Annotated in this window: 20 protein-coding genes; 11 read left to right on the forward strand and 9 right to left on the reverse strand. The window is 70.3% G+C overall.

All coding sequences use genetic code 11. The features are described from left to right. From AC16DP_RS41590 to AC16DP_RS41600, 3 genes are all read right to left on the reverse strand, one after another. On the reverse strand, positions 1-684 hold the full coding sequence (locus tag AC16DP_RS41590) for a carboxypeptidase-like regulatory domain-containing protein (RefSeq protein ID WP_329727255.1): 684 nt from the start codon (positions 682-684) through the stop codon (positions 1-3). 135 nt (positions 685-819) lie between these two features. Further along, complete coding sequence (locus tag AC16DP_RS41595; RefSeq protein ID WP_329727254.1) at positions 820-2,061, reverse strand: hypothetical protein; 1,242 nt, start codon at positions 2,059-2,061, stop codon at positions 820-822. 126 nt (positions 2,062-2,187) lie between these two features. Next, positions 2,188-3,087, reverse strand: coding sequence for an SRPBCC family protein (locus AC16DP_RS41600; protein WP_329727253.1), 900 nt, complete (start codon positions 3,085-3,087; stop codon positions 2,188-2,190). A 224-nt stretch (positions 3,088-3,311) separates the two neighbouring features. On the opposite strand from AC16DP_RS41600, the gene AC16DP_RS41605 reads away from it, so the two are divergent. Then, positions 3,312-4,004 (forward strand): hypothetical protein, encoded by a 693-nt coding sequence (locus AC16DP_RS41605; RefSeq protein WP_329727252.1) that lies wholly within the window; start codon positions 3,312-3,314, stop codon positions 4,002-4,004. A gap of 11 nt (positions 4,005-4,015) precedes the next feature. Beyond that, complete coding sequence (locus tag AC16DP_RS41610) at positions 4,016-4,582, forward strand: hypothetical protein (RefSeq protein WP_329727251.1); 567 nt, start codon at positions 4,016-4,018, stop codon at positions 4,580-4,582. 60 nt (positions 4,583-4,642) lie between these two features. Here the strand turns inward: AC16DP_RS41610 and AC16DP_RS41615 are convergent, their stop codons facing one another. The 3 genes from AC16DP_RS41615 to AC16DP_RS41625 form a co-directional block, all read right to left on the reverse strand. After that, on the reverse strand, positions 4,643-5,428 hold the full coding sequence (locus AC16DP_RS41615) for a hypothetical protein (RefSeq protein ID WP_329727250.1): 786 nt from the start codon (positions 5,426-5,428) through the stop codon (positions 4,643-4,645). After that, positions 5,425-9,258, reverse strand: a complete 3,834-nt coding sequence (locus AC16DP_RS41620) for a hypothetical protein (RefSeq protein WP_329727249.1) — start codon at positions 9,256-9,258, stop codon at positions 5,425-5,427. The genes AC16DP_RS41615 and AC16DP_RS41620 overlap by 4 nt, the downstream gene beginning before the upstream one ends. Positions 9,259-9,458: 200 nt before the next feature. After that, positions 9,459-10,106 carry a hypothetical protein gene (locus AC16DP_RS41625; protein WP_329727248.1) on the reverse strand — a complete coding sequence of 216 codons (648 nt, stop codon included), beginning with the start codon at positions 10,104-10,106 and terminating at the stop codon, positions 9,459-9,461. Between the two features lie 249 nt (positions 10,107-10,355). Here AC16DP_RS41625 and AC16DP_RS41630 point away from each other — a divergent pair, with 249 nt between their 5' ends. Further along, on the forward strand, positions 10,356-10,931 hold the full coding sequence (locus AC16DP_RS41630) for a CBS domain-containing protein (RefSeq protein ID WP_329727247.1): 576 nt from the start codon (positions 10,356-10,358) through the stop codon (positions 10,929-10,931). Between the two features lie 39 nt (positions 10,932-10,970). On the opposite strand, the gene AC16DP_RS41635 is transcribed toward AC16DP_RS41630, so the two are convergent. Further along, positions 10,971-12,044, reverse strand: coding sequence for a 3-deoxy-7-phosphoheptulonate synthase (locus AC16DP_RS41635; RefSeq protein WP_329727246.1), 1,074 nt, complete (start codon positions 12,042-12,044; stop codon positions 10,971-10,973). Between the two features lie 196 nt (positions 12,045-12,240). Here AC16DP_RS41635 and AC16DP_RS41640 point away from each other — a divergent pair, with 196 nt between their 5' ends. Next, the gene (locus tag AC16DP_RS41640; RefSeq protein WP_329727245.1) at positions 12,241-13,314 is read left to right on the forward strand and encodes a ketopantoate reductase family protein; all 1,074 of its coding nucleotides are present in this window, start codon (positions 12,241-12,243) and stop codon (positions 13,312-13,314) included. A 143-nt stretch (positions 13,315-13,457) separates the two neighbouring features. Further along, a complete protein-coding gene (locus AC16DP_RS41645; protein WP_329727244.1) occupies positions 13,458-14,135 on the forward strand; it encodes a VOC family protein in 678 nt (225 codons plus the stop codon). A 54-nt stretch (positions 14,136-14,189) separates the two neighbouring features. Here AC16DP_RS41645 and AC16DP_RS41650 read toward each other — a convergent pair whose 3' ends face one another. Then, a complete protein-coding gene (locus tag AC16DP_RS41650) occupies positions 14,190-14,687 on the reverse strand; it encodes a sterol desaturase family protein (protein WP_329727243.1) in 498 nt (165 codons plus the stop codon). Positions 14,688-14,884: 197 nt separating this feature from the next. Here AC16DP_RS41650 and AC16DP_RS41655 point away from each other — a divergent pair, with 197 nt between their 5' ends. Next, entirely contained in the window at positions 14,885-15,598 is a 714-nt protein-coding gene (locus tag AC16DP_RS41655) for a lytic transglycosylase domain-containing protein (protein ID WP_329727242.1), read from the forward strand. A 76-nt stretch (positions 15,599-15,674) separates the two neighbouring features. Here the strand turns inward: AC16DP_RS41655 and nagB are convergent, their stop codons facing one another. Beyond that, on the reverse strand, positions 15,675-16,415 hold the full coding sequence (gene nagB / locus AC16DP_RS41660; protein WP_329727241.1) for a glucosamine-6-phosphate deaminase: 741 nt from the start codon (positions 16,413-16,415) through the stop codon (positions 15,675-15,677). 235 nt (positions 16,416-16,650) lie between these two features. Here nagB and AC16DP_RS41665 point away from each other — a divergent pair, with 235 nt between their 5' ends. From AC16DP_RS41665 to AC16DP_RS41685, 5 genes are all read left to right on the forward strand, one after another. Continuing rightward, complete coding sequence (locus AC16DP_RS41665; protein WP_329727240.1) at positions 16,651-17,688, forward strand: 6-phosphofructokinase; 1,038 nt, start codon at positions 16,651-16,653, stop codon at positions 17,686-17,688. Between the two features lie 29 nt (positions 17,689-17,717). Then, a complete protein-coding gene (gene xdhC / locus AC16DP_RS41670) occupies positions 17,718-18,488 on the forward strand; it encodes a xanthine dehydrogenase accessory protein XdhC (protein WP_329727239.1) in 771 nt (256 codons plus the stop codon). Positions 18,489-18,497: 9 nt separating this feature from the next. Continuing rightward, positions 18,498-19,286 carry an endonuclease/exonuclease/phosphatase family protein gene (locus tag AC16DP_RS41675; RefSeq protein WP_329727238.1) on the forward strand — a complete coding sequence of 263 codons (789 nt, stop codon included), beginning with the start codon at positions 18,498-18,500 and terminating at the stop codon, positions 19,284-19,286. 310 nt (positions 19,287-19,596) lie between these two features. Continuing rightward, the gene (locus AC16DP_RS41680) at positions 19,597-20,433 is read left to right on the forward strand and encodes an aldose epimerase family protein (protein ID WP_329727237.1); all 837 of its coding nucleotides are present in this window, start codon (positions 19,597-19,599) and stop codon (positions 20,431-20,433) included. A 9-nt stretch (positions 20,434-20,442) separates the two neighbouring features. Continuing rightward, positions 20,443-21,157: threonine synthase (locus AC16DP_RS41685; protein ID WP_483957049.1), on the forward strand; the 715-nt coding region annotated here is incomplete at its 3' end.

Raw genomic sequence — 21,157 nt, forward strand, 5'->3', positions numbered from 1 at the left:
TCATCCCTCCTTCAACGGCAGGCGCACCAACAGCGCTCCCTCCTCGGTGGGGAGCTCCTCGGCACGCACCGCGAGCACCGCCCCCTTCGCACGCACCTCCAGCCGTCCGAGCGGCGTGTCGGCGGGCACCGAGGCGAAACGGAAGCGGCCCTTCGCATCGGTGCGCGAGTGGAGCCCCATGGACGGCAGCTCCACCTGGGCATCCGGAATGGGGATGTCCCCTGGCCCCACCACGCGGCCGAGCAGCACCGTGCCCGGCACGGTCCGCGTGATGAGCGGCACCCGCACGCGCGGAATGGCCGGCAGCGGACGCTCGCGCTCCAGCGGCACGCGCAGGCGGAAGGCGGGCCTCGGAGGTATCCCCAGCGCCGACCACAGCGTCACCGGCACGGGCGACAGGTCCACCTCGAAGCCCGGCTCCTCCATGGCCGCGAAGACGAGCTCGCCCAGCAGGTGGTGGGCCCGCTCCGGAGAGTCCCCGCCCGCGGTGACGAGGTAGCAGAGCGACACCCGGAGCGGCGGCCGGCGCGACGTGCGGGGCGGCGGCGCCGGAGCGAGCTCCAACAGATAGAGCCCCACGAGCCGGTCCACGGAGTCCCTGTCCGGCGCGGACAGGGAGACGGGCGCATCACCGAGCACCCGTCCCACCCAGCTTTTCAAGCGCTGATCGACTTCGTCGATCATAGGCCCCTTCGCCGAGGTTCCGGGGATTTCGAGAGTTGGCTCTCGCACCCTTTCTCGGAGTGCCGCGAGACTGGCCACGTGCCAGGGTCCAAGGAACTGGTCCAAAGGGAGGTGGGCGCGTCGGTGCGCCGACACTCAGCGCTTCGGCCAGTCCGCCAGGAGCCGCACGGCCTCCGCCTGCAGGCTCCAGCCCACCTTGCCACTCAGGGAGCCCTGGCCCGAGCCAGGTGTCTGGGCCTCGAGGCGGATCTCCTTCCACACCGGGGCGCTCGCGTCGTAGCGGGAATCCCACGCGCTCCAGCGCACGCCTCCCGCGGCGGCCACGGCGCGCTGCACGCACGCATCGAACTCCGCCTCCGAGGACAGATACCGGAGCTGCTCGATGACGTGCGGTATCTCGCCCGCCCTCACTTTCGGGGAGGAGCGCGAGCCGGTGATGGCCCGCAGCGCCTGCGTGCCCCGGTTCCCCGGCAGGAACGCGACGTAACCGGGACGGAGCACCGCGTAGCCCCTGTCGGACGCACCGCCCGGCAGGGCCATCCCCTTGAAGGTCACCTCGTAGCAGAGCACGTCGGCCAGACGCTCGGTGCGCGCGGAGTCCAGCAGCGGATGACGGCGCAGCTCCAGCAGGACCGCGAGGAGATGGCCCTGCGCCGAGTCCTGGATGAAGAGCTTCCGCTCGCCCAGGACGCGCACGCCGAGGAAGGAGGTCCGCAGGCCGTCCTCCGTGATGGAGCGCAGCGAGAGCTGCACCGGCTCGCCCGTGTAGGGCCTCCACACGAGCCGCTTGCTGGTGAGCCAGTATCTGCCGGAGCGCAACACGCCATGGACGATGTTCGCGACGAGCAGCGACAGCAGCGCGAAGGCCAGGGGCTCTCCCCCCAGACGGTGGGCGGCCGGCCCCAGGGCGAGCGCGCCGATGATCGACACATAGAGCCGGAGCGCGAACGCGGCGTCCGCCGTGTCGCCCTCGAGCAGGCGCACCTCGCCCGGAATGGGTTCCAGGGGAATGGCCTCGGAGACGAGCCGATCGAGCCGGGTGAGCTCCTCCACCAGCGAGGGCGCACCGGAGACGGGTGCCAGCTCATCGAGCCGCTTGCGGACGAGCGCCTCCAGCCGGCTCCGGAGCATCCAGACGTCCCGGCTCATGGCGAGCACCGGGGAGTGCACCGGCCAGCCGTCCACCCGGGCGCGGTGCTGGATGCGCTCCATGGCCTCGTGGAAGGCGGCTTCGTGGCGCAGCACCGCGTCGAGCGCACCGGGCTGCGCGCGCAGGCGGCGCTTCCACCTGGCGCCCGAGAGCAGCGACTCCAGCGCGGCGTAGCGCTCGCGCGAGGCCTCCACCACCTCGACACGGCCCTCGAGCTGACGGCGCATGTCCTCGGCGGAGGGGAACTCCCCACGGGAGCCAGAGGAAACCTCTGTGCGCACGCGCTCGGACATGGTGGCCGTGCAGCATAACGGGTGCGCGGGCCCGTGGCGTCCGCGCGCGGCCCACCGGTGTCAGGTCGGCGACGCCGTCTGCCCCTCGGCCGGAGCCGGAGCAGGAGCGGGAGTCGGCGCCGGAACAGTGGGCGAGGACTCCACGGGCGCCTGCTCGCCGGAGGGAACCCCCGGGCCCGGCGAGGCAGGAGCCGCTCCACCCTCGGGCGCGGGAGGCACGGCCACCGGGGCAGCGCCCTCGCCCGCATCGGGCACGTGCGCGACCTCCACCGGAGGCACGGCCACCGGAGCAGCGCCCTCGCCCGCGTCGGGCGCATGCGCGACCTCCACCGGAGGAGGCGCGGACGGCACGGGAGTGGACGGTGCCGGAGCCTCGGCCTGCTCCACGGGAACCGGAGCGGGCGCCGGCTCGGGCTGGGCCTCGGCCGGGAGCGGGCCGGACGCCACCCGCTTCGCGAGCCCGGCCAGGCCCTCCTCGAGGTAACCGCCGAGCCTCGAGCGGATGAGGGGAACGAGGTAGTGCGCGAAAGGGTTGCGGCCGATGTCGCCCTCGTCCACCCACGTCACCCGGGTGCCCTGGCCCTCGGGCGCGAAGGCGATGTGGCCGTGCACCAGATACCGGCCGTTCTCCACGGACATGTCGTAGGCCACGCCCGTCTTCGGATCCGCCCGGGTGAGGGACAGGGTGCCGTTGCCCACGCTCCCGCCACTCCAGCCGTGCACGGCGCCCACGCCTTCCCGGGGCCCGCCGAACACCCACTGGCTGCCCGGGTACTTCTCCGCGCGCCAGGGCCCCCACTCGCGCCAGCGCTCGAGGTTGGCCACGTAGGGGTAGATCGCCTCGGGCGGAGCCTGGAGGGTCGTCGAGCGCTCGACGCGGAACGTCGAGGGCAGCACCAGACCGATGGCGAGCAGCAGCCCCACCAGCGTCGCGGAGGCGATCAGGATCTTCTTGAGCATCGAGAAATTCCACGGGCCAGCGGCACCCGGAGGGCACACCGTAGCAGACCCCACCGGTGGGTCGAGCCCTCCCCGAGGGCAGGCCGATGTCTCCCCCCCACCGGCCCCGCCCCGTCCGCCTGTCTGCCCTGCCGGGAAGTGAACCCCGTGTTCGCGGCTTCTCTCCGGGCCCCGGCTCGCGAATGATTCGCTCCGGGCCGGGATGGTCCGGAGGGGACGGAGCGATGCGCACGACAATCAACCCGAGGGGCGGTCCGGGCAGAGCGGGCCTCGCGCTCACCTGCCTGCTGATGCTGGCGGTGTCACCCGTCGCCCGGGCGCAGCAGGACCCGGAGGACCTGGACATTCCGGACACGGAGCAGGAGGAGACGGTGGCCACGCCCGCGCCCACGGATCCGGACGCCGCGCCGCCGTGGAACACCCGGTTCGGCATGAGGCTGGTGGCGGGAGCACCCGAGGGCATTGGAATCGCGGCCCTCATCCATCCCCGGCGCTGGGCGCGGGCCCACGTGGGCGCCACGCGCAACAACCTGGGTTTCGGGGCGCGCGGTGGGCTGAGCCTCATTCCGCTCGAGCTGCTCATCTCCCCGGTGTTGGAGCTGGAGTACGGCTACTACTTCAACGCGGACTACGAGGAGCTGCTGACACAGCTGCACGGCCAGCCCACCACGCCGGCCACGGCCATCCGCAAGGTGGGCTACCACCAGGTGAGCGGCCACGTCGGGCTGGAATTCTCGCCCGCGCGCTACGTGACGATCTTCGGGGGCGTGGGCATCAGCTACTGGTTCATCGAGGTGGCCGACGCCAAGGCCTTCATCCGCGAGGCCGGGGAGGATCCGGAGCTCACCGCCCGGCCGCTCAACATCGGCCTCTCCAGCCCGGTGGCGAAGCTGGGCCTCCTCATCTACTTCAACTGACAGGCTCCCCCATGCGTGCCCTTTCCCGCGTCCTGCTGTCGACCGCCCTCACGTTGTTCGCTCCCGGCTGCCGGAAGATCGCCGACACCTTCTTCGTGGTGAACGCCGAGACGGAGGAGATCTGCAAGAGCCAGCGGAGCATCGAATTCGCCGCCGCCGGGCCGGACACTCGGACGCTCACGTACGTCTTCGAGTTCCCGCTGGGGCAGTTGGGCGCGGACCTGCCCGAGGGGCGGCTCGAGACGGACTTCCGGCTGAGGCTGTTCCAACTGGACGTGACGGGGGGCGGCGTGGACCTGAGCGGGCTGGAGTCCGCGAAGGTGTCCTTGAGGCGGGTGGGAGCGGACGAGGTCATCCGGACCCTGCTCGAGTACCAGCAGCCGTCGCAGGCGTTCTCGCCCACGCAGTTGACGCTGCGCGGGGTGGAGGCGGCGAGCGTGGCGGAGCTGGCGCGCGAGGACCGGCTGGAGCTGGTGTTCGAGACGCAGGGCACCCTGCCCGCCCGGGCGTGGACGGCGGACATCCTGGCCTGCGCCGGGCTCCGGGCCGAGGTGCACTACTTCGACTTCATCTTCTGACGGCGGCGCCCGCCCACCCGAACGGACGCTCAATCCGCGAGCGGTTGAATCCGGCGCCCCTCACTGATTCCGGAACCACTCCGCCGGGATGCCCAGCGCCGCGAGGATCCGCTCGGGCGAGCGCTCGCCCTTGATTTCGTTGACGGTGGGCCGAGACGAAATCACAGGCCGCGGCTGCGCGAATCTTTCAACACTCTCGCCTTTGCGAAAAACGGTAACGAAGAACATCTCGAGATTCGGCGAAGCAGTTACCGCATACACCGTTGCATGAGGAAACCGCTCCGACACAGTCATATCGGCATACCCTATGTCGCCTGTGCCGCTGGCAATGAGGAGTCCTCGCGGCGAGTCCTCGAGCCGGTAGTACCCTGGAGGAAGTGACTCGTCAGCATCTTCTTCCAACGCGCGGCGAGCCTCCTGTGCACGGACTCCTTCCACCAATGCGACAGTCTGCAGGGGCGTCCTCGCGGGCGAGTCCCCGGGGCTCTCTCTCTCTGGCAGAGGACAGCCAAGGGACTTCGCCAGAGCGTCCGGGCCCACATCGAGGAGCTCCAGCACCCCCTTTCGCCACGACATGACGGTCCACGGGTCGTTGGCGCGCTCAATCGAGTACACAGGCTCGGTGCACTCGAGGGAGAGCTTCTCGGCGATCTGCATCTCGGTGCCCACGTCCCTGGGGTCCGTCCCCACGATAGCGTGGTAGCCGCCACTGCCCGGGATGACCTCGAAGGGCAGTTCTCCTCCGTCCTCTTCGTCCCAGTCAGGCATCACGATGCCCAGGGCCCGGCCTTCCAGTCGGGCGGGCTCACCTGGAGCCAGGACCGCCCAGAGAGGCCACCGGCTCATGGCGCACCTCCAGACAGGTCTTCCGGCAGCCTGAGTGCCGCGCGCAACTGCTTCGTTTTGTTCAGGATCTCCGCTTCCTCGATCTGGATGAGTTGCGTACCTGGCGCATGTCTCTCCAGGAATCTCTCCAACTTATCTCGGGTCGGTCCACTCAGCTTGTCGGTAACGACAAGAAACGGGTTGCCTCGGGGGGACTTCGCGGCGTCCGCGAGTTGGTCAAGCAGGTGCTGGAGTTTTTCCGCCAACGCCTCCTGTGCTTCATTGAGCTTCCGAGTGCCCTGCTTTGCCCTCCAGGTGTCCAGCGATTGGCGCCATCGGTTTTCGTTCCATCCCTTTGCTTCCACCCCATGTTGAAGCCGCGAGCCCCCCATCGCTGTCAGCTCGTTGTCGATGATGTGCCCCTCTTTCAGTCTCACCTGCCGCCCGGACAGCCGGAAGCCAGGGAAGAGCTTCTGCGCATTGCGCTCTGTCAGCATCTCCACGGCGACGCCACGGAGTTGCTCACGCGCTTGCAGTTGAAGCTTCAAGTTCGCCGCTTCCGCCGCCGCGCGCCGGAAGAGTCCCCAAACCATCTTCTCGTTCCTGGCCATGAAGTTGAGGTCCTCCATCGGCAGGTTTGTCGCGAGCAGCCAACCCAGGTCCACGCTCGCCCTGCGCGCCTTCCTCGCCAGTTCAATCACTGCCTCGGCTTCCAATTCCGGGTGACTGACGAGCCACTCGGACTCCTTCAGGAATGCAAGCGGGTCCTTCAGGCTCGGAGCTCCCGAGCGCCTCAGCAACTCCGCGAGCGCTGGTTTCGCCGTACCGCGGGTAGCGGCGCGCAGCGCTTCCACCCCGGCAAGGTAGGCCTGGGCCTTGTCGGCCGGCAGAGCCGCCGCGCGCCGCGCCACCGCGTTGTAGGCGAGCGCCAGATCCTGGCCCTCCGCCGCGAGCAGCTTCAGCGCCTCCAGCGTCTTCTCGGCTTGCTGTACCGCGAGCCCCGCGCCGCGAATGCCCCCGAGGACCCGTGCGGCGGCCATCTCCCCCCGTATGGCGAAGAAGGCCTGCTTGAAGGCCTCGGCGCCCCCAGCAAGGGAAAACCGCAGTCCCTCCGGTGTCGCAACGGCCTTTCCCTCGGCGAGCGCTCGCTCCAGCGTTTTCACCAGGGCCTGGACGGACTCCACCGACTCACGCATTCCGGACGAGGCCCGGGCGCCAGCCGCGCTCAACACCAGCCCTCCCCGGTGGACCAGCTCACGTCCTATGCCCGAGGTGGCGAGCTTGTAGATGTCCCGGCCAGCCAGCGCCGCCATGGCCAGCTCATGCACGGCGAGAAGGTTCCGTCCCTCCGGCGTCCGCGACAGCTCGTCCCGGTACGTGTCCACCACCGCCAGGGTCGCCACCAACGAGATGCGGCCCGCGAAGAGGCGCACCGCCGCTCCGCGTGCCGCCGCCAGCGTGCCGCCTTGTGTTGCCGTGGCGGGCGCGCCTGTCAGCAGCGGCGCCCGCGCCAGGGCCGACACGGCGCCGTACACCATGTGCATCTCGCCGATGCGGCTCACTGCCGACCAGCGAAGTGACGCGTCCGGTGTGGAAGCGAGCAGGGCCAGCTCCATGGCCGTCATCAAGTGCGTGCGCGGTTGTGGCCCATGGACTTCCACCCGCGCCCACTCCAGTGGGTGCAGAGCCCGGCTGCGCGGCGCCTCGTCCACCGAGGACAGGTAGCGGGCCTGGAACGCCTGCCGCACCGGCTGGAAGTACAGCGCCATGCGCCTGGAGGGCCCCACCTCTTCTCCGGGCAGAGCGGGTTCGGCGCCCAGGCGCACTCCCTGCTGCACCTCCCACGCCTCGGGGGACACCAACACCGTGGACACCCACCCAGCGGGGACATTGAGCAGGTGTGTCGTCTCGTCCTCGCGCCCCAGGTGGAAGGTGGGCAAGGACTCGAGGAGGTCCAGCGTGAGGGGAAACGAGGCGAGTGCCTTCTGGGTGAAGGCCTGCCCCAGCAACACCTTGTTGTCCGGTGCGTTGCTGCCGAGCAGCTTCTGCAGCGCCCCACTCGAGGTGAGCTCGCGCTCCAGGGCGGGGAATTCCGGGTCAGGCGTGGACAGCAGCACACGCGTCAGCAGGTGCACTGCGTCCTCCCTCATGTCGGAGTTGAGCGCACGGCCCGTGAGGAGGGTGTTGAAGACGCCCACACGCTCGTCCGGGGCGAGCAGGGAGAGCACGTCATGGTCGAGGGCGAGGAGGGGCTGGGGCGCTTGCGGTGTCGCCGTGGCGAGGGCTGTCCGCAGAAGCTCCCGCCGCAGGGCCGCCAACCCGCCCGTACCCGCCCCCAGCCCCGGCCGCCAGTCACCCGGGTGGATGAGGAGCGTGCCCGGGTAGTACCAGGAGGCATTGCCCTCCGGGTGCTCGAGTGGCTCGCGGGCCCCGGCAACGGTGTTGAATTCGGCGCTGTAGCCCCGCCAGAGCCCGTCCTCCCCGGGGATGATGACGCGCGGGCTTCCACGAGGAGCGTTGCGCACGCGCAGCTCCGCACGCTCCAGGGATGTCTCCTCGGTGAGCAGCAGCAAGGTGCGCACCTGGACGCTGGAGCCATCGGCGAAATAGAAGCGGCCCACCACGCTACCCGGGGCGAGGACGGGCGAGCCATCCGTGACGCTGTAGCTCGCCTTGAAGCGTCTGGAGCGCAGAGCGATGGCCTTGCGCAGGGGCTCAGCGGCCTCTCCAAGGATGTGCCCGCGCTGAGACTCCTCGCTTGAAGGCTCGAGCGCTTGGAGGTACCGATCGAAGTAGCTCCACCCTGCCCCGTCCAGAATGTCCGAGCGTTGAGCCCAGCGCAGGCCACGTTCCACCAGCGCGGCGGTCGCGGCCCTGTCCAGGGAAGCCACCGCGCGTTGGGACTGGCTCCAAGCGACATCCGCCTCCAGCAGCGCCTCCAGGGCACGGCGCATGGAGGCGAGCAACTCCGGCACGAGCGCTGGCGGGTGGCGCACGCGCACGCAGACCTGAAGGCCCTCCACGGCACCGGAGGAAGGCGTACGGGGCTCGAAGTCAAAAGCGTCCGCCGCTGCGGCATCTCCGAAGAGCCGCGAGGCTATTTCCTCGCGCGAGGCGTACCCGGGAACCCAGAGCAGTTCGGGCCACTCCGAGTCCACTTGCACGGGGAAGGAGGCCTCCTGTGCCCAGAGGAGGGCAAGCGCGCCGTCTTCCAATCCCTCTGGCGTGTCATCCCGCTCCGTCTGGACCTGCTCGTCGTCCAGCCACTCTGGCGGGATGACCTCCCCAGGGGGGAGGCGCCAGGTCCGCACCAGGGCGGGTTTGCCAGTGTGGTACCAGGTCCACTCATAAGTGAGGGTGAGCCGCGCGCCAGCGCCCACTCCCTCCGGGACGTCTACCTCCACCTCCTCCCGGCCTGGCTCTCGGCTCATGACCCGGGGCAGCGTCGTCCGCGGGTGGGCCGTGTGCGGGTCTACCCGCAGCCGCATGTCCTCGCCCCAGTTCAGCGCGCCCGCGGCGATGATTTCATCGCCTGCCTCCACCACGAGGAGACCTGGGTCCACCACCCGCAGGGACAGAACTCGGCCCCGCCAGTCTTCCTGGCGGGGACTGGGCGCTGCATCTCGCGCATGCGCCTTGACCGAAAGCGTCAACCGCTCGCGACTCGAGTCGCCACCGGCCGCGCTCTGGCTGGCCATGAGGCAGCTCGCGAGCAGGAGCGCCTGGAGTCGTCTGGCCCAGGGGCTGCCCAGGAAGGGCTGGTGTCGCGGTGCCACCGTGGCCGAAGGTGGAGTGCCAGGGACCTCCTCATCAGGGCGCTTCCAGGTGAGGAGTGCGTAGTCCTTCGCCATGCGGAGTGCCCTTGAAATGACAACCGCCCGTGAAGATAGCACCTGTCAGGAGGGGGTCCATACCCAGTCCAATGACTGGCGCTGCACGACGAAATGCGTGGACTGGCGCACCCAGTTGGGGTGGCGCAGGCGGGTGCCCAGAGACATTCGTCCAGGGGCAGCAACTCGAGGGCAGACACATCGCCCTCGGGGCCTCGCATCTAAGGCCTGCCCGCCCACGCCTCCACCCATTCGCGCGCCCGGGTGCTCTCCTTCATGAGGAAGTCGAAGTGCCCGGCCTGGACGCGCCGCACCAACTCCGCGTCCCGGGCGATGGCCTCGGAAGCATGCCAGGGAAAGATCCGGCGTGGAGGGGACTCCTCGTCCGCGGAGACTGCCGGAGCGGTCTCCAGGTAGCGGGCGTAGGTGGCGAAGAAGTGGTCGACACACGAGGCGACGGGGACGGCGTACAGCGCCTCGTAGACGTCGACCCACACCACGGGCTGCACACCCCGCGCGTCCGACAGCGACGGCACCGTGGCGTAGCAGTAGGCCAGACGGTCATCCTTCGCGAAGACGAGCAGCGAGCCGAACGGCGCCACCTGGTCCTTGCGCCAGTGGGCGTTCACCCGGTGCAGGTCGGGCCGCCGCTCGTGCCGCGCGGGGAAGAGGTAGAGTTCGTCCCTCACCCAGAGGTAGCCCGCGCGCGCGTACAGGGCCGCCAGTTGGGGGTCCATCGGCTGCCCCGCCACGGACGGCTCCACCGGGCCGCCGGAGGGAAGCGGGGGCTCCAGCTTCAGGGGATGGGCCCGGCCCTGGCACACCTCCAACAGGCGCTCGAAACCGGGCAGCGCGGTCGCGGACTGCATTCGGGGGACTCCTCTCGCGTGTCTTCTGCGGTCACCTCACTGTAGATGACCGCCGGAGTCATGTCACGAAACACACGGGGCAGGTTGCCCCCCGCCCCGTGGAGGCGGGACGCAGCCCTTGCGCCCCTCGCGGGCCCGGGACGCAGACGCTGCGCGCCGGACAGATGGGCCTCACCTCTGGACGCTCCCGGCTTCAGGATGGCCAGCGCCTTGCTAGCTTGTGAGCGGAAGAACTCACGAGGAACCGCCATGACCCATGCCGTCGACGACTTCATGACCCGCACCGTGCACACCATTGGTACGCAGAGCCCCCTGGCCGAGGCGCACCGGCTCATGAACGAGCACGCCATCCGCCACCTGCCCGTGCTGGAGGGCGGGAAGCTGGTGGGGATGGTGTCCATGAGGGATCTGCACCTCATCGAGACGCTCAAGGGCGTGGACCCGAAGGAGGTGGCGGTGGAGGAGGCCATGTCCCAGGAGGCCTATACGGTGCGGCCGGGGACGCCGCTGCTCGAGGTGGCGCGCACCATGGCCCTGCACAAGTACGGCTCCGCCGTGGTCGCCCAGGACGGCCGCGTGCAGGGCATCTTCACCACGGTGGATGCGATGCGAGCGCTGGAGACGCTCCTCGCCTCGCCCCTGGCGGAGCAGGCTCCCGCGCCCCGGCGGAAGACCCCGCCCCGGCAGCTCGCCAAGAAGGCGGCGCCCCGGAAGGCCGCGGCCCGCAAGGGAGCCGGTGGCGCGGCGAAGCGCCCGGCCGGCAAGAGCACCGCGAAGCGCCCGGCGCGGAAGGTGGCTCCGGCGCCCAAGCGCGGCGGGCGCTGAACGTCAGCGCCTCGGTGTCACCTCACGAGCGGAACGGACTCACGCCGCGCGGCGCTTCGGCAGCGTGCCGCGCAGCACCTCGTGGGCGTTCAGCAGCATCTCCTCGGTGGTCTCCCAGCTCACGCACGCATCCGTCACCGAGCAGCCATAGCGCAGCTGCGACAGGTCCGCGGGGATGGGCTGGGTGCCGGCCTCGATGAAGCTCTCGATCATCACGCCGACCACCGAGCGGTTGCCCTCGCGGATCTGGTGCATCACGTCGCGCATCACCAGCGGCTGCAGCTCCGGCTTCTTCCACGAGTTGGAGTGCGAGCAGTCCACCACGATGTTGCCCGGCAGCTTCGCCTTGGCGAGCGCCTGCTCGGCGAGCGAGACGGACACCGTGTCGTAGTTGGGCCGCCCGCCCCCGCCCCGGAGCACCAGGTGGCCGTAGCCGTTGCCCCGCGTCCGGATGATGGCCGACTCGCCCCGCTCGTTGAGCCCCAGGAAGCTGTGCGGACGCGACGCCGAGAGGATGCCGTTGACGCCCGCCTCCAGCGAGCCGTCCGTGCTGTTCTTGAACCCCACCGGAGTCGACAGCCCCGAGGCCATCTCGCGGTGCGTCTGCGACTCCGCGGTGCGCGCGCCAATCGCCGTCCAGGAGATCAAATCTCCGTAGTACTGCGGCGCGATCGGATCCAGCGCCTCGGTCGCCGCCGGCAGGCCGAGCTCGGCCACGTCCAGCAGGAAGCGGCGGCCGCGCTCCATGCCTTCCTCGATGCGGAAGGAGTCATCCATCCGCGGGTCGTTGATGAAGCCCTTCCAGCCGGTGGAGGTGCGCGGCTTCTCGAAGTACACGCGCATCACCACGTGGAACGAGTCCTTCACCTTGTCCGCGAGCTGGCGCAACCGCCGCGCGTAGTCGATCCCCGCCACCGGGTCATGGATGGAGCACGGGCCCACGATGACGAACAAGCGCGGATCCTTCCGGTCCAGGATGTCCATGAGGGCACGGCGCCCAGCGAGCACGGTCTCGGCCGCACGCTCGGTCAGCGGCACCCGCGTCTTGATCTCCGCGGGAGAGGGCATCTGGTCGATGCCGGCGACATTCAGGTTTTCGGTACGAGCGGTCATGAGGGCAGAGGGGCGTGAAGGGGGCGCGGAAGCGGGGAAGACGGGAATACTAGCGCGGGGGGGGCCGGAGATCTCGTCCTGAAGGGACCGAGCCCCGGCGGCGTCGCGGGCGGGGGGACAACCGCCGGTCCCGGCATGGACTTCCTGGTGAAGCGGCCGCGTGTCCGGGCCCGGCTCGTGGTAGGCAACGGCGGCCATGGACCCAGCACAGACAGCTCCCCGAGTCCTCGTCGTCGGTTGTGGCGGAATCGGCGGTGTCATCCTGTCCCGCCTGATGGAGGCCGGCGGGAATGTGACCGCGGTGGCCCGCCGCGAGGAGATCGCCCGCGTGCTCCGGACGCGCGGCCCGGTGCTGCGCGACGAGAAGGGCGAGCGCACCGTTCGCGGGCACCTGGAGGTCTTCGTCGAGCCGCCCCGGGAGGGGGCCTACGACTTCATCCTGCTCGCCACGCCGCCCAACGGGGTGGAGGCGGCCGCCCGGGAAACGGCCCACCTGCTGGCTCCCGAGGGGGCCATGGTGGTGCTCCAGAACGGGCTGTGCGAGGAGCTGGTGGCCCGGGTGGTGGGCGAGGACCGGGTGCTCGGCGCCATCGTGGCCTGGGGCGCGTCGTCCCCGGAGACCGGCGTCTACGAGCGGACCTCCTCGGGGGGCTTCGCGGTGGGCGCGCTCTCCGGCGGGCAGGACCCGAGGCTCGCCCGGCTGGCCGAGGTGCTGCGCGCGGTGAGCGAGGTGGCCTTCACGGAGAACCTGCGGGGCGCGCGGTGGAGCAAGCTGGCGATCAACTGCGCCATCTCCACCCTGGGCACCGTGGGGGGAAGCAGGGTGGGGCCGCTGCTGCTGCACCGCTTCGTCCGGCGGCTCGCGATGGAGGTCTTCACCGAGGTCTTCCAGGTGGCCCGCGCCGAGAACGTGAAGCTGGAGAAGGTGGCCTCCACGGTGGACCTGGAGTGGCTCACGCTGAAGGAGTCCGAGCAGCACGCGCGGGGCTCGCTCAGCCTCGTGGGCCGGCACGCGATGCTCCTGGCCATCGGCGCGAGGTACCGGCGGCTGCGCTCGTCCATGCTGGCGGCCATCGAGCGGGGCCGGGAGCCGCCGGTGGACTTCCTCAACGGCGAGGTGGTCCAGCGGGGCAAGGCCCACGGCATCCCGGTGCCGGTGAACGCGCGCCTGCTCGAGGCCGTCCACGCCATGTCCCGGCGTGAACTGAATCCCGGCGTGGAGACACTCCGCCGCATCTACGAGCAGACGCGGCCCCAGGGCCCCCATTAAGGTGGGGGGGCATGGGAAAGGACCGTCCCACCACGGTGTAGCCCTCCAACGAGTGCGGTGAGGTTCCCGTTGAAGGCCGCCCCGTTTCGTTTCATGGTTTCCATCCAGCAACGCGATGTGAAGTTCCCAAGGGGTGAACAACCATGGCGATGAAGAAGGCCACGAAGAAGGCAGCGGAGAAGATTCGGACGGCGGCCAAGAAGGTGGCCACGAAGGTGACCAGCAAGGTGGCGGCGGCCAAGAAGGCCCCCGCCAAGAAGGCCCCCGCCAAGAAGGCCAAGAAGGCCCAGCCCATTCCCAAGGGCTACCACATCGTCACGCCGAGCCTCGTGGTGCGCGGCGCCCCGGAGGCCCTCGAGTTCTACAAGAAGGCCTTCGGCGCGAAGGAAGTGGGCAAGGCGCTGACGACGCCGGACGGGAAGATCCTCCACGGCGAGTTCCGCATCGGCGACTCCATCGTGATGTACTCGGACGAGTTCCCCAACATGGGCTCCCGCTCGCCCCTGAGCGTCGGCGGCATCTCGTCGAGCCTGCTCATCTACACGCGTGACGCGGACGCGCTGTACAACCAAGCGCTGGCCTCGGGCGCCAAGGTCGCCATGCCCATCGGCGACGCGTTCTGGGGCGATCGCTACGGCATCGTCATCGATCCCTTCGGCCACCAGTGGCAGATCGCCACCCACAAGGAGGACCTCACCCCGAAGGAGATGGCCCGCCGCGCCCAGGCCGCCATGAGCGCCCCGCCTCCGGCCCCCCCGGCGGAGTCGGCTCCGGCTCAGACTCCGGCGGCGGAGACGCCTCCCACGACGCAGCCGGCCTGACGTTTCACTCGAAGTCCCCGAGGCCCCCTCCCCTTCGCACGGGAGGGGGTTCCCTCAAGCGGCGGGGACCCGGGCCTCGGCCAGGGCGGGCGTCCCCAGGTACTTGCGGCGCGTTCCCATCACGTAGTCGAAGAGCGGGTACGTCACGCACCAGTTGGCGTTCTGGTCCTTCCCCATGTGGTGGTCGTAGTGCCACGGCAGGTGCTCGCGCGCCCAGTTCTCGTCCAGGTGCGCCCGCCGGTGCACCACGTAGTACAGCACCGTCGAGGCCCACACCGAGGCCACGAACCACGGCGCCCACTTGAGCAGGGGAAGGTGGCCCACCACGATGGCCGCCAGCCCCAGCACCTCCTTGCTCTGCGGCGTCCAGCTCCACAGCGGCCCCCGGTACTGCGCGTCCACCATCTCGTGGCGCCGCGAGCGCTGGTGGTGCTCGTGCCAGTGGAAGCTCCAGAAGCTCTTGTGTCTCTTGCCCAGCCCGTGCAACACGTACCGGTGCAACAGCCACTCCCCGAAGTTGGAGTACACCAGGCCCAGTGGAAGTCCGATCATCTCGACTGCTCCTCGCGAGACGCCCCGGGCCTCCGCGGCGTCCCGCCTCAAGTGCCAATCCTCTGTCATCAAAATAATGACCACCGCGCCGCGCCGCGTCGGGTGTACGCGAGGACGAGGACGCCACCCCGCCCAGGGCACAGGCCCGGCCGCCGGAAGTTGGACGGGAGGCCCGAGCGCCCGTAAGGAAGGAGGCCATGCGGCGGAGACGGGACAGCGGGTTTCCTTGGGTGAAGGTGGCGCTGTGCGCCCTGCTGCCGCTCGTGCTGCTCAATCTGGCGGTGGCCTTCTTCGGCGACACCTCCGTGTCTCCCCTCTCGCTGTCCTTCCTGGAGCAGAAGGCCCACGCCCTGTCCGCGTACGCGCGCCACCGGTCCTCGTGCCTGTTCGAGGGGCATCCGGAGCTCGCGCCCCTCATCCGTGACACCGAGCGCCGCCACCGCCTCCCCACTGGCCTGCTGGAGGCACTCGTCGAGGTGGAGTCCAACACCCAGCCGCACCGCATCTCCCCCGCGGGCGCCATGGGTCCCGGCCAGCTCATGCCCTCCACCGCGAGCCAGCTGCGCGTGGAGGACCCCTTCGACCCGGCCCCCGCCCTCGATGGCAGCGCGCGCTACCTCGCCGAGCAGCTGGAGCGCTACCGGGGCAACGTACGGCTCGCGGTGGCCGCCTACAACGCCGGGCCCGGCAACGTGAATGGCCGCGTCCCTCGCAACGGGGAGACGGAGTTCTACGTGGCCCGGGTGCTCACCCACTACGAGCGCCTCCGGCCCCGCCCTCCTCCCCGGCCCGCGAAGCCCGCTCCCCCCACGAAGTCCACTCCCGCCGCGAAGCGTCAGGCCCGGCCGGTGAGCGCTCCCTCAGCCTCGCCACCGCCGAGCCGCTCGCCGAGGGCGCCGTGGACGGCATGAGCGACCGCGCCGGGTTCCTCGGCCTTCTGCGCCTGGTGCGCGAGCGCTTCTCCCAGTCCGTGGCCAGCGGCGGCTACTAACGCGAGCCGTCCAGGCCCCGTCCGGCCTCGGCGTCCACCCACACCTCCACGTTGCCGTGGAGCTGGAGGAACGAGGCCGGGCACATGGGGGTGATGGGGCCGAGCACCATGGCCGTCACCGCCGCCGCCTTGCTCACCCCGAAGGCCAGCAGGATGACGCGGCGCGCCTGAAGCAGCGGCGCCATGCCCAGCGTGAGCGCCGCCAGGGGGACCTTCCAGACGTCCTCCCCGAAGAGCGAGGCCACCGCCTGCCGGGACTCCCGCGACAGGCGCGCCCGGTGGCTGCCCGCCTGGAGGCCGTCCCCCGGCTCGATGAAGGCCACGTGCCCGTTGGGCCCGATGCCCAGCAGGAGCAGGTCCAGCCCTCCCGCCTCCGCCAGCTCGAGGTCGTAGCGCACACATTCCCGCTCGGCCCGCTCCGCGCTCCCGTCGAAGAAGTGGATGCGCTCGGGTGCCAGGTTGACGTGCTGGAAGAAGTGCCGCTCCATGTACGCCCGGTAGCTGCTGGGGTCGTCCGGCGCCAGCCCGAGGAACTCGTCCAGGTTGAAGGTCGTCACCCGCGAGAAGTCCACCTGGCCGCGCCGGTGCAGCGCCACGAGCTCCCGGTAGACGTTGAGCGGCGTCCGGCCCGTGGGCAGCCCGAGCACCAGGGAGGGCTTCTCCCGGATCGCGGCGGCGACGAGGGCCGCGCACGCGGCGACGGCTTCCTGCTCGGAGGCGAAGACGCGGACGTTCAAGGCGCCGGCCAGCATAGGCCAGGCCCCGGCACCCGACCAAGGAACGTGTCACCCGTTGGATGGGGCCCGGGGGAAGAGGCCGCATGGGTAGGCCCACGGCCCGGGGGGGCCCCGCCCGCCCGCCTCCGTTCCAACCTGGCCCTGCCCCACTGGCCGGATGCCACCGTGGCTGGCGGGCGGTTTGCGTCAACTTCACGCATGAATCGTCTTGAAGGTGGGTTAGAAGGGCTACCTCATGAAAGTCGCCGTCCTGACAGGCGGGGGTGATTGCCCCGGCCTCAACGCGGTCATCCGCGCCGTCGTCCGCCGGGCCAGCGCCCATGGTTTCGAGATGATGGGCCTGCGCGATGGGTGGAAGGGTCTCCTCGAGGACAACCACTTCCGCCTCACGCGCGAGACCACCTCCGGCATCCTCCACCGCGGTGGCACCATCCTGGGCACCTCCCGCGTCAACCCCTTCAAGGTCGAGAACGGCCTGGAGAAGGTCAAACGCGCCATCGAGCGCCATGACATCCACGCCGTCATCGCCATCGGCGGCGAGGGCACGCTCTCGGCCGCCACGCGCATGGCCAAGGAGGGCCTGCGCATCGTCGGCGTGCCGAAGACGATCGACAACGATCTCAACGGCACGGACTTCACCTTCGGCTTCGACACCGCCGTCACCATCGCCACCGAGGCCATTGATCGGCTGCACTCCACCGCCGAGTCGCACAAGCGCGTCATCGTGTGCGAGGTGATGGGGCGGCACGTGGGGTGGATCGCCACCTACGCGGGCATGGCCGGCGGCGCGGACGTGATTCTTGTCCCCGAGGTCCCCGCGGACCTGGTGCGGGTGGCCGAGCACATCCAGCACCGGCACTCCACCGGGCGCTCCTTCTCCATCGTGGTGGTGGCCGAGGGCACGCGCATCAAGGCGGGCGAGGACCAGCAGGAGCACCTGGTCACCTCGGGTGCGCTGGACGAGGCCGGCCGGCCCCGGCTCGGTGGCGTGGGTGCCATCGTGGCCAATGAAATCGAACGGCGCACGGGCTACGAGACGCGCGTGTCGGTGCTGGGCCACATCCAGCGCGGCGGCGCCCCCACGGCCCATGACCGGGTGCTGGCCACGCGCTTCGGCGTGCACGCGTGCGACATGGTGGCCCGGGGTGAGTTCGGCAAGATGGCCGCGCTCCGGGGCAATGAGATCGTCAGCGTGGACCTGTCGGAGGCCACCCGGGAGCTCAAGAAGGTGCCCCAGGAGTTCTTCGAGGTCGCCCAGGTCTTCTTCGGTTAGCCCGGGGCGGGGGTAGAGTGTCCCCTGCCATGGACCTTTACGCGCAGATGGCGGCCCTGGTGGCCGAGGGCCGTCCGTTCGTACTGGCCACCGTCATCGAGAGCGCCGGCAGCACGCCGCAGAAGCCGGGCTCGAAGATGGTGGTGCTCGGGGATGGGAGCCTGCGGGGCACCGTGGGCGGTGGTGCCATCGAGCATCAGATCATCCAGGCCGCGCGGGCCCTGCTGGAGTCCGCCGAGAGCACGCGCGTCATCGAGACGCACCTCACGCACGAGCTGGGCATGTGCTGTGGGGGCCGGATGAAGGTGTTCCTGGAGAAGCACGGAGCGCCGCCGCGGCTCACGGTGTTCGGCGCGGGGCACGTGGCGCGGGAGCTGGCGCTGCTGGCGCACCGGGTGGGCTTCCGGGTGACGGTGGTGGACGCCCGGCCCGAGTGGGCCTCCCCCGAGCGCTTCCCTGGCATCGAGTTGGTGCTGAAGGACCCCGCCGACTACGCGCGCGCACTGAGCGGGGGTGCCGAACACTGCTTCTGCATCACCACGCATGACCACCCGCTGGACCAGGCGGTGGTGGAGGCGCTGCTGGACAAGCCCTCGGCCTACCTGGGGGTGATTGGGAGCCGGCGCAAGGCCGAGCGCTTCCGGATGCGGCTGAAGGCCGCGGGCTTCTCCGGCGAGGCCGTGGCCCGGCTGCGCTCGCCCATGGGCGTGGAGATTGGCGCGCTGACCCCGGAGGAGATCGCCGTGTCCATCGTGGGAGAGCTCATCCGGGTGCGGCGCCTGGGTGGCTCGCCGGGGTAAAGAGGGCCCATGACGCTGAAGGTGATGACGCTCAACGTCCTCTTCGGAGGGCAGGATCGCTTCGAGTCCCTCCTCGCCCTGGTGGCGAAGCAGAACCCGGACCTGCTGGTGCTGCAGGAGTGTCTGGGCTGGGACGATGGCGAGCGCCTGCGCCAGGTGGCCGCCACGCTGGGCCCCGAGGGCGCCATCCACGCCCACCTGGGCTCCGCCCGCCCGCGAGGCAGCGGCAACTGCTACCACGTGGCCGTGCTCAGCCGCATGGCCCCCCGCTCCATCCGCGTGCACAACAACCCGCACTTCATCGGCCACGCGCTGGTGCAGTGCGAGTTCGACACCGGCGAGGGTCCGCTCACGTTCTTCGGGACGCACTACGACGCGCACTACGAGACGCTCCGCTTCGTCGAGGCGCGCTACCTGCGCTCGCTGCTGGACCCCACCGCCTTCCGCGAGGGCCTCTACCTGCTGGCGGGGGACCTCAACTCCCTGTCCCGCAGGGACCCCTACCCCGTGGACCTCGCCGATCAGCTGCGCCTGGCGGGCGTGGACAAGTACGGCCACCCGCCCCGCTTCGACGTCATCGACGACGTGGAGGCCTTCGGCTGGGTGGACACCCTGCGCCACCGGCCCGCCTCGCCCGCCTGGGTCACCGCGCGCCGCGTCCGCAACGGGGTGACGATCGACTACCGCACGGACTACATCTTCGCCTCGCCCCGGATGGCCGAGCGGCTCGTCAGCACCGAGGTCATCGACGTGGGCGAGGCCACCGACCACAACGCGGTGGTGGCCACCTTCCATTGAGCCCGGGCGGGCCCGGGCGGGCCGATGGGTCCTCCCCGTCGCTCGAGTCGCTGGTCGCGTAGAGGCTCGCGTGGTTCACCAGAGCCGAGGTGCGTGGCATCGGACATGCCAGGGTGGACACTCCACTCGCCGCTCCCCTGTAGCGGGATGTGCATGCACTCATGCACCGGGCCGCACACCCCTGCTCATCCCCGGCCAGGCCTGCCTGGAAGATGACATGGCGCGGCTCTTCCCGGAGTGAACGCGGGCTTTCTCCTGGTACAAGCCCGGCACCCGCGCCACGTCCGGCGCGGCGCTCCTGGAGGAGAACATGGTGGTGCTCACGGATGAGGGTTCTCGTGCGGAGATCGTCCCCGAGCGCGGAGCGCTCGTCAGCCGCTTCATCGTCGAGGGCGAGCCCATCCTCTTCCTCGACGAGAGCACCCTGGCCGACCCCACGAAGAACGTGCGCGGCGGCATCCCCGTGCTCTTCCCCGCCCCCGGCGTGCTCCCCGGGAACAAATACACGGCGGAGGGCCGCGAGTACCCCATGCGCCGCCATGGCTTCGCCCGTGACCTCCCCTGGGAGGTGCGCGGCCAGGACACTTCACGCGTGGTGCTCTCGCTCGGACACTCGGAGCAGACCCTGCGCGAGTTCCCCTGGCGCTTCGAGGCCCGCCTCGCCGTGACGCTGCTCGGCTCCGCGCTCCACCTGTCCTTCAGCGCCGAGAACCGCGACTCGCTGCCCATGCCCCTGCACCTCGGCTACCACCCGTACTTCCACGTCCCCCAGGCCAACAAGGCCTCCGCCAGCGTCGAGACCGATGCCTCTCGCGCCTGGGACAACCGCAAGGCTGCCCATGTCGCCTTCACCAGCCTGGACCTCACCGGGCCCGAGGTGGACATGCACCTGCTCGATCACTCGCTGCACGGCACCACGCTGGAGCGCGGACCCGGCCTGCGCCCCGTGGAGCTCGCCTGGAGCCCCTCCTTCACCACCCTCGTGGTGTGGACGCTCGAGGGCCGTGACTTCGTCTGCGTGGAGCCCTGGACCGCCCCCGGTGGCGCCCTCCAGACGCACCAGGGGCTCCTCACCGTCGCCCCCGGAGACACCTTCGCCTCCGAGTTCGAGATCAGCGTCGAGCCAATGGCCCGCTTCGTCCGCTAAAAGGCCGCCATGTCCTTCCTCTCCCATCTCGAGTGCTCGCGCTGCCGCAAGACGCATGACGCGGACCGGGTCCAGAACCTGTGCGACTGCGGCGGCCCGCTGCTCGTGCGCTATGACCTGAAGGCCGTCGCCCGCGCCGTGCGCCCCTCCGACCTCGCCGGCCGCGTCTCCTCGCTGTGGCGCTACCGCGAGGTGCTCCCCGTCCGCGATGACAAGAACATCGTCACGCTCGGCGAGGGCATGACGCCGCTGTTTCCCCTGCCGCGGCTCGGCGCGGAGATTGGCTTGCCCGACCTGTGGTTGAAGGACGAGGGACTGAATCCCACCGCCTCGTTCAAGGCTCGCGGCGCCGCCACCGGTGTGAGCCGGGCTCGGGAGCTGGGCATCAAGGCGCTCGCCATGCCCACCAATGGCAATGCCGGCGGCGCGTGGGCCAGCTACGGCGCTCGCGCCGGCATGTCCGTGACGCTCGTCATGCCCACCGATGCTCCCGCCATGAGTGTGTTGGAGGCCACCGCCGTCGGCGCCAATGCGTACATGGTACGGGGGCAGATTACCGATGCTGGCGCCATCGTCGGCCGCTCGGCCAAGGCCCACGGCTGGTTCGAGGCCGCCACCCTCAAGGAGCCGTACCGCATCGAGGGCAAGAAGACGATGGGGTACGAGATCGCCGAGCAGCTCGGGTGGACCCTGCCCGACGTCATCCTGTACCCCACCGGCGGCG

This window comes from Archangium sp. (assembly GCF_057119385.1).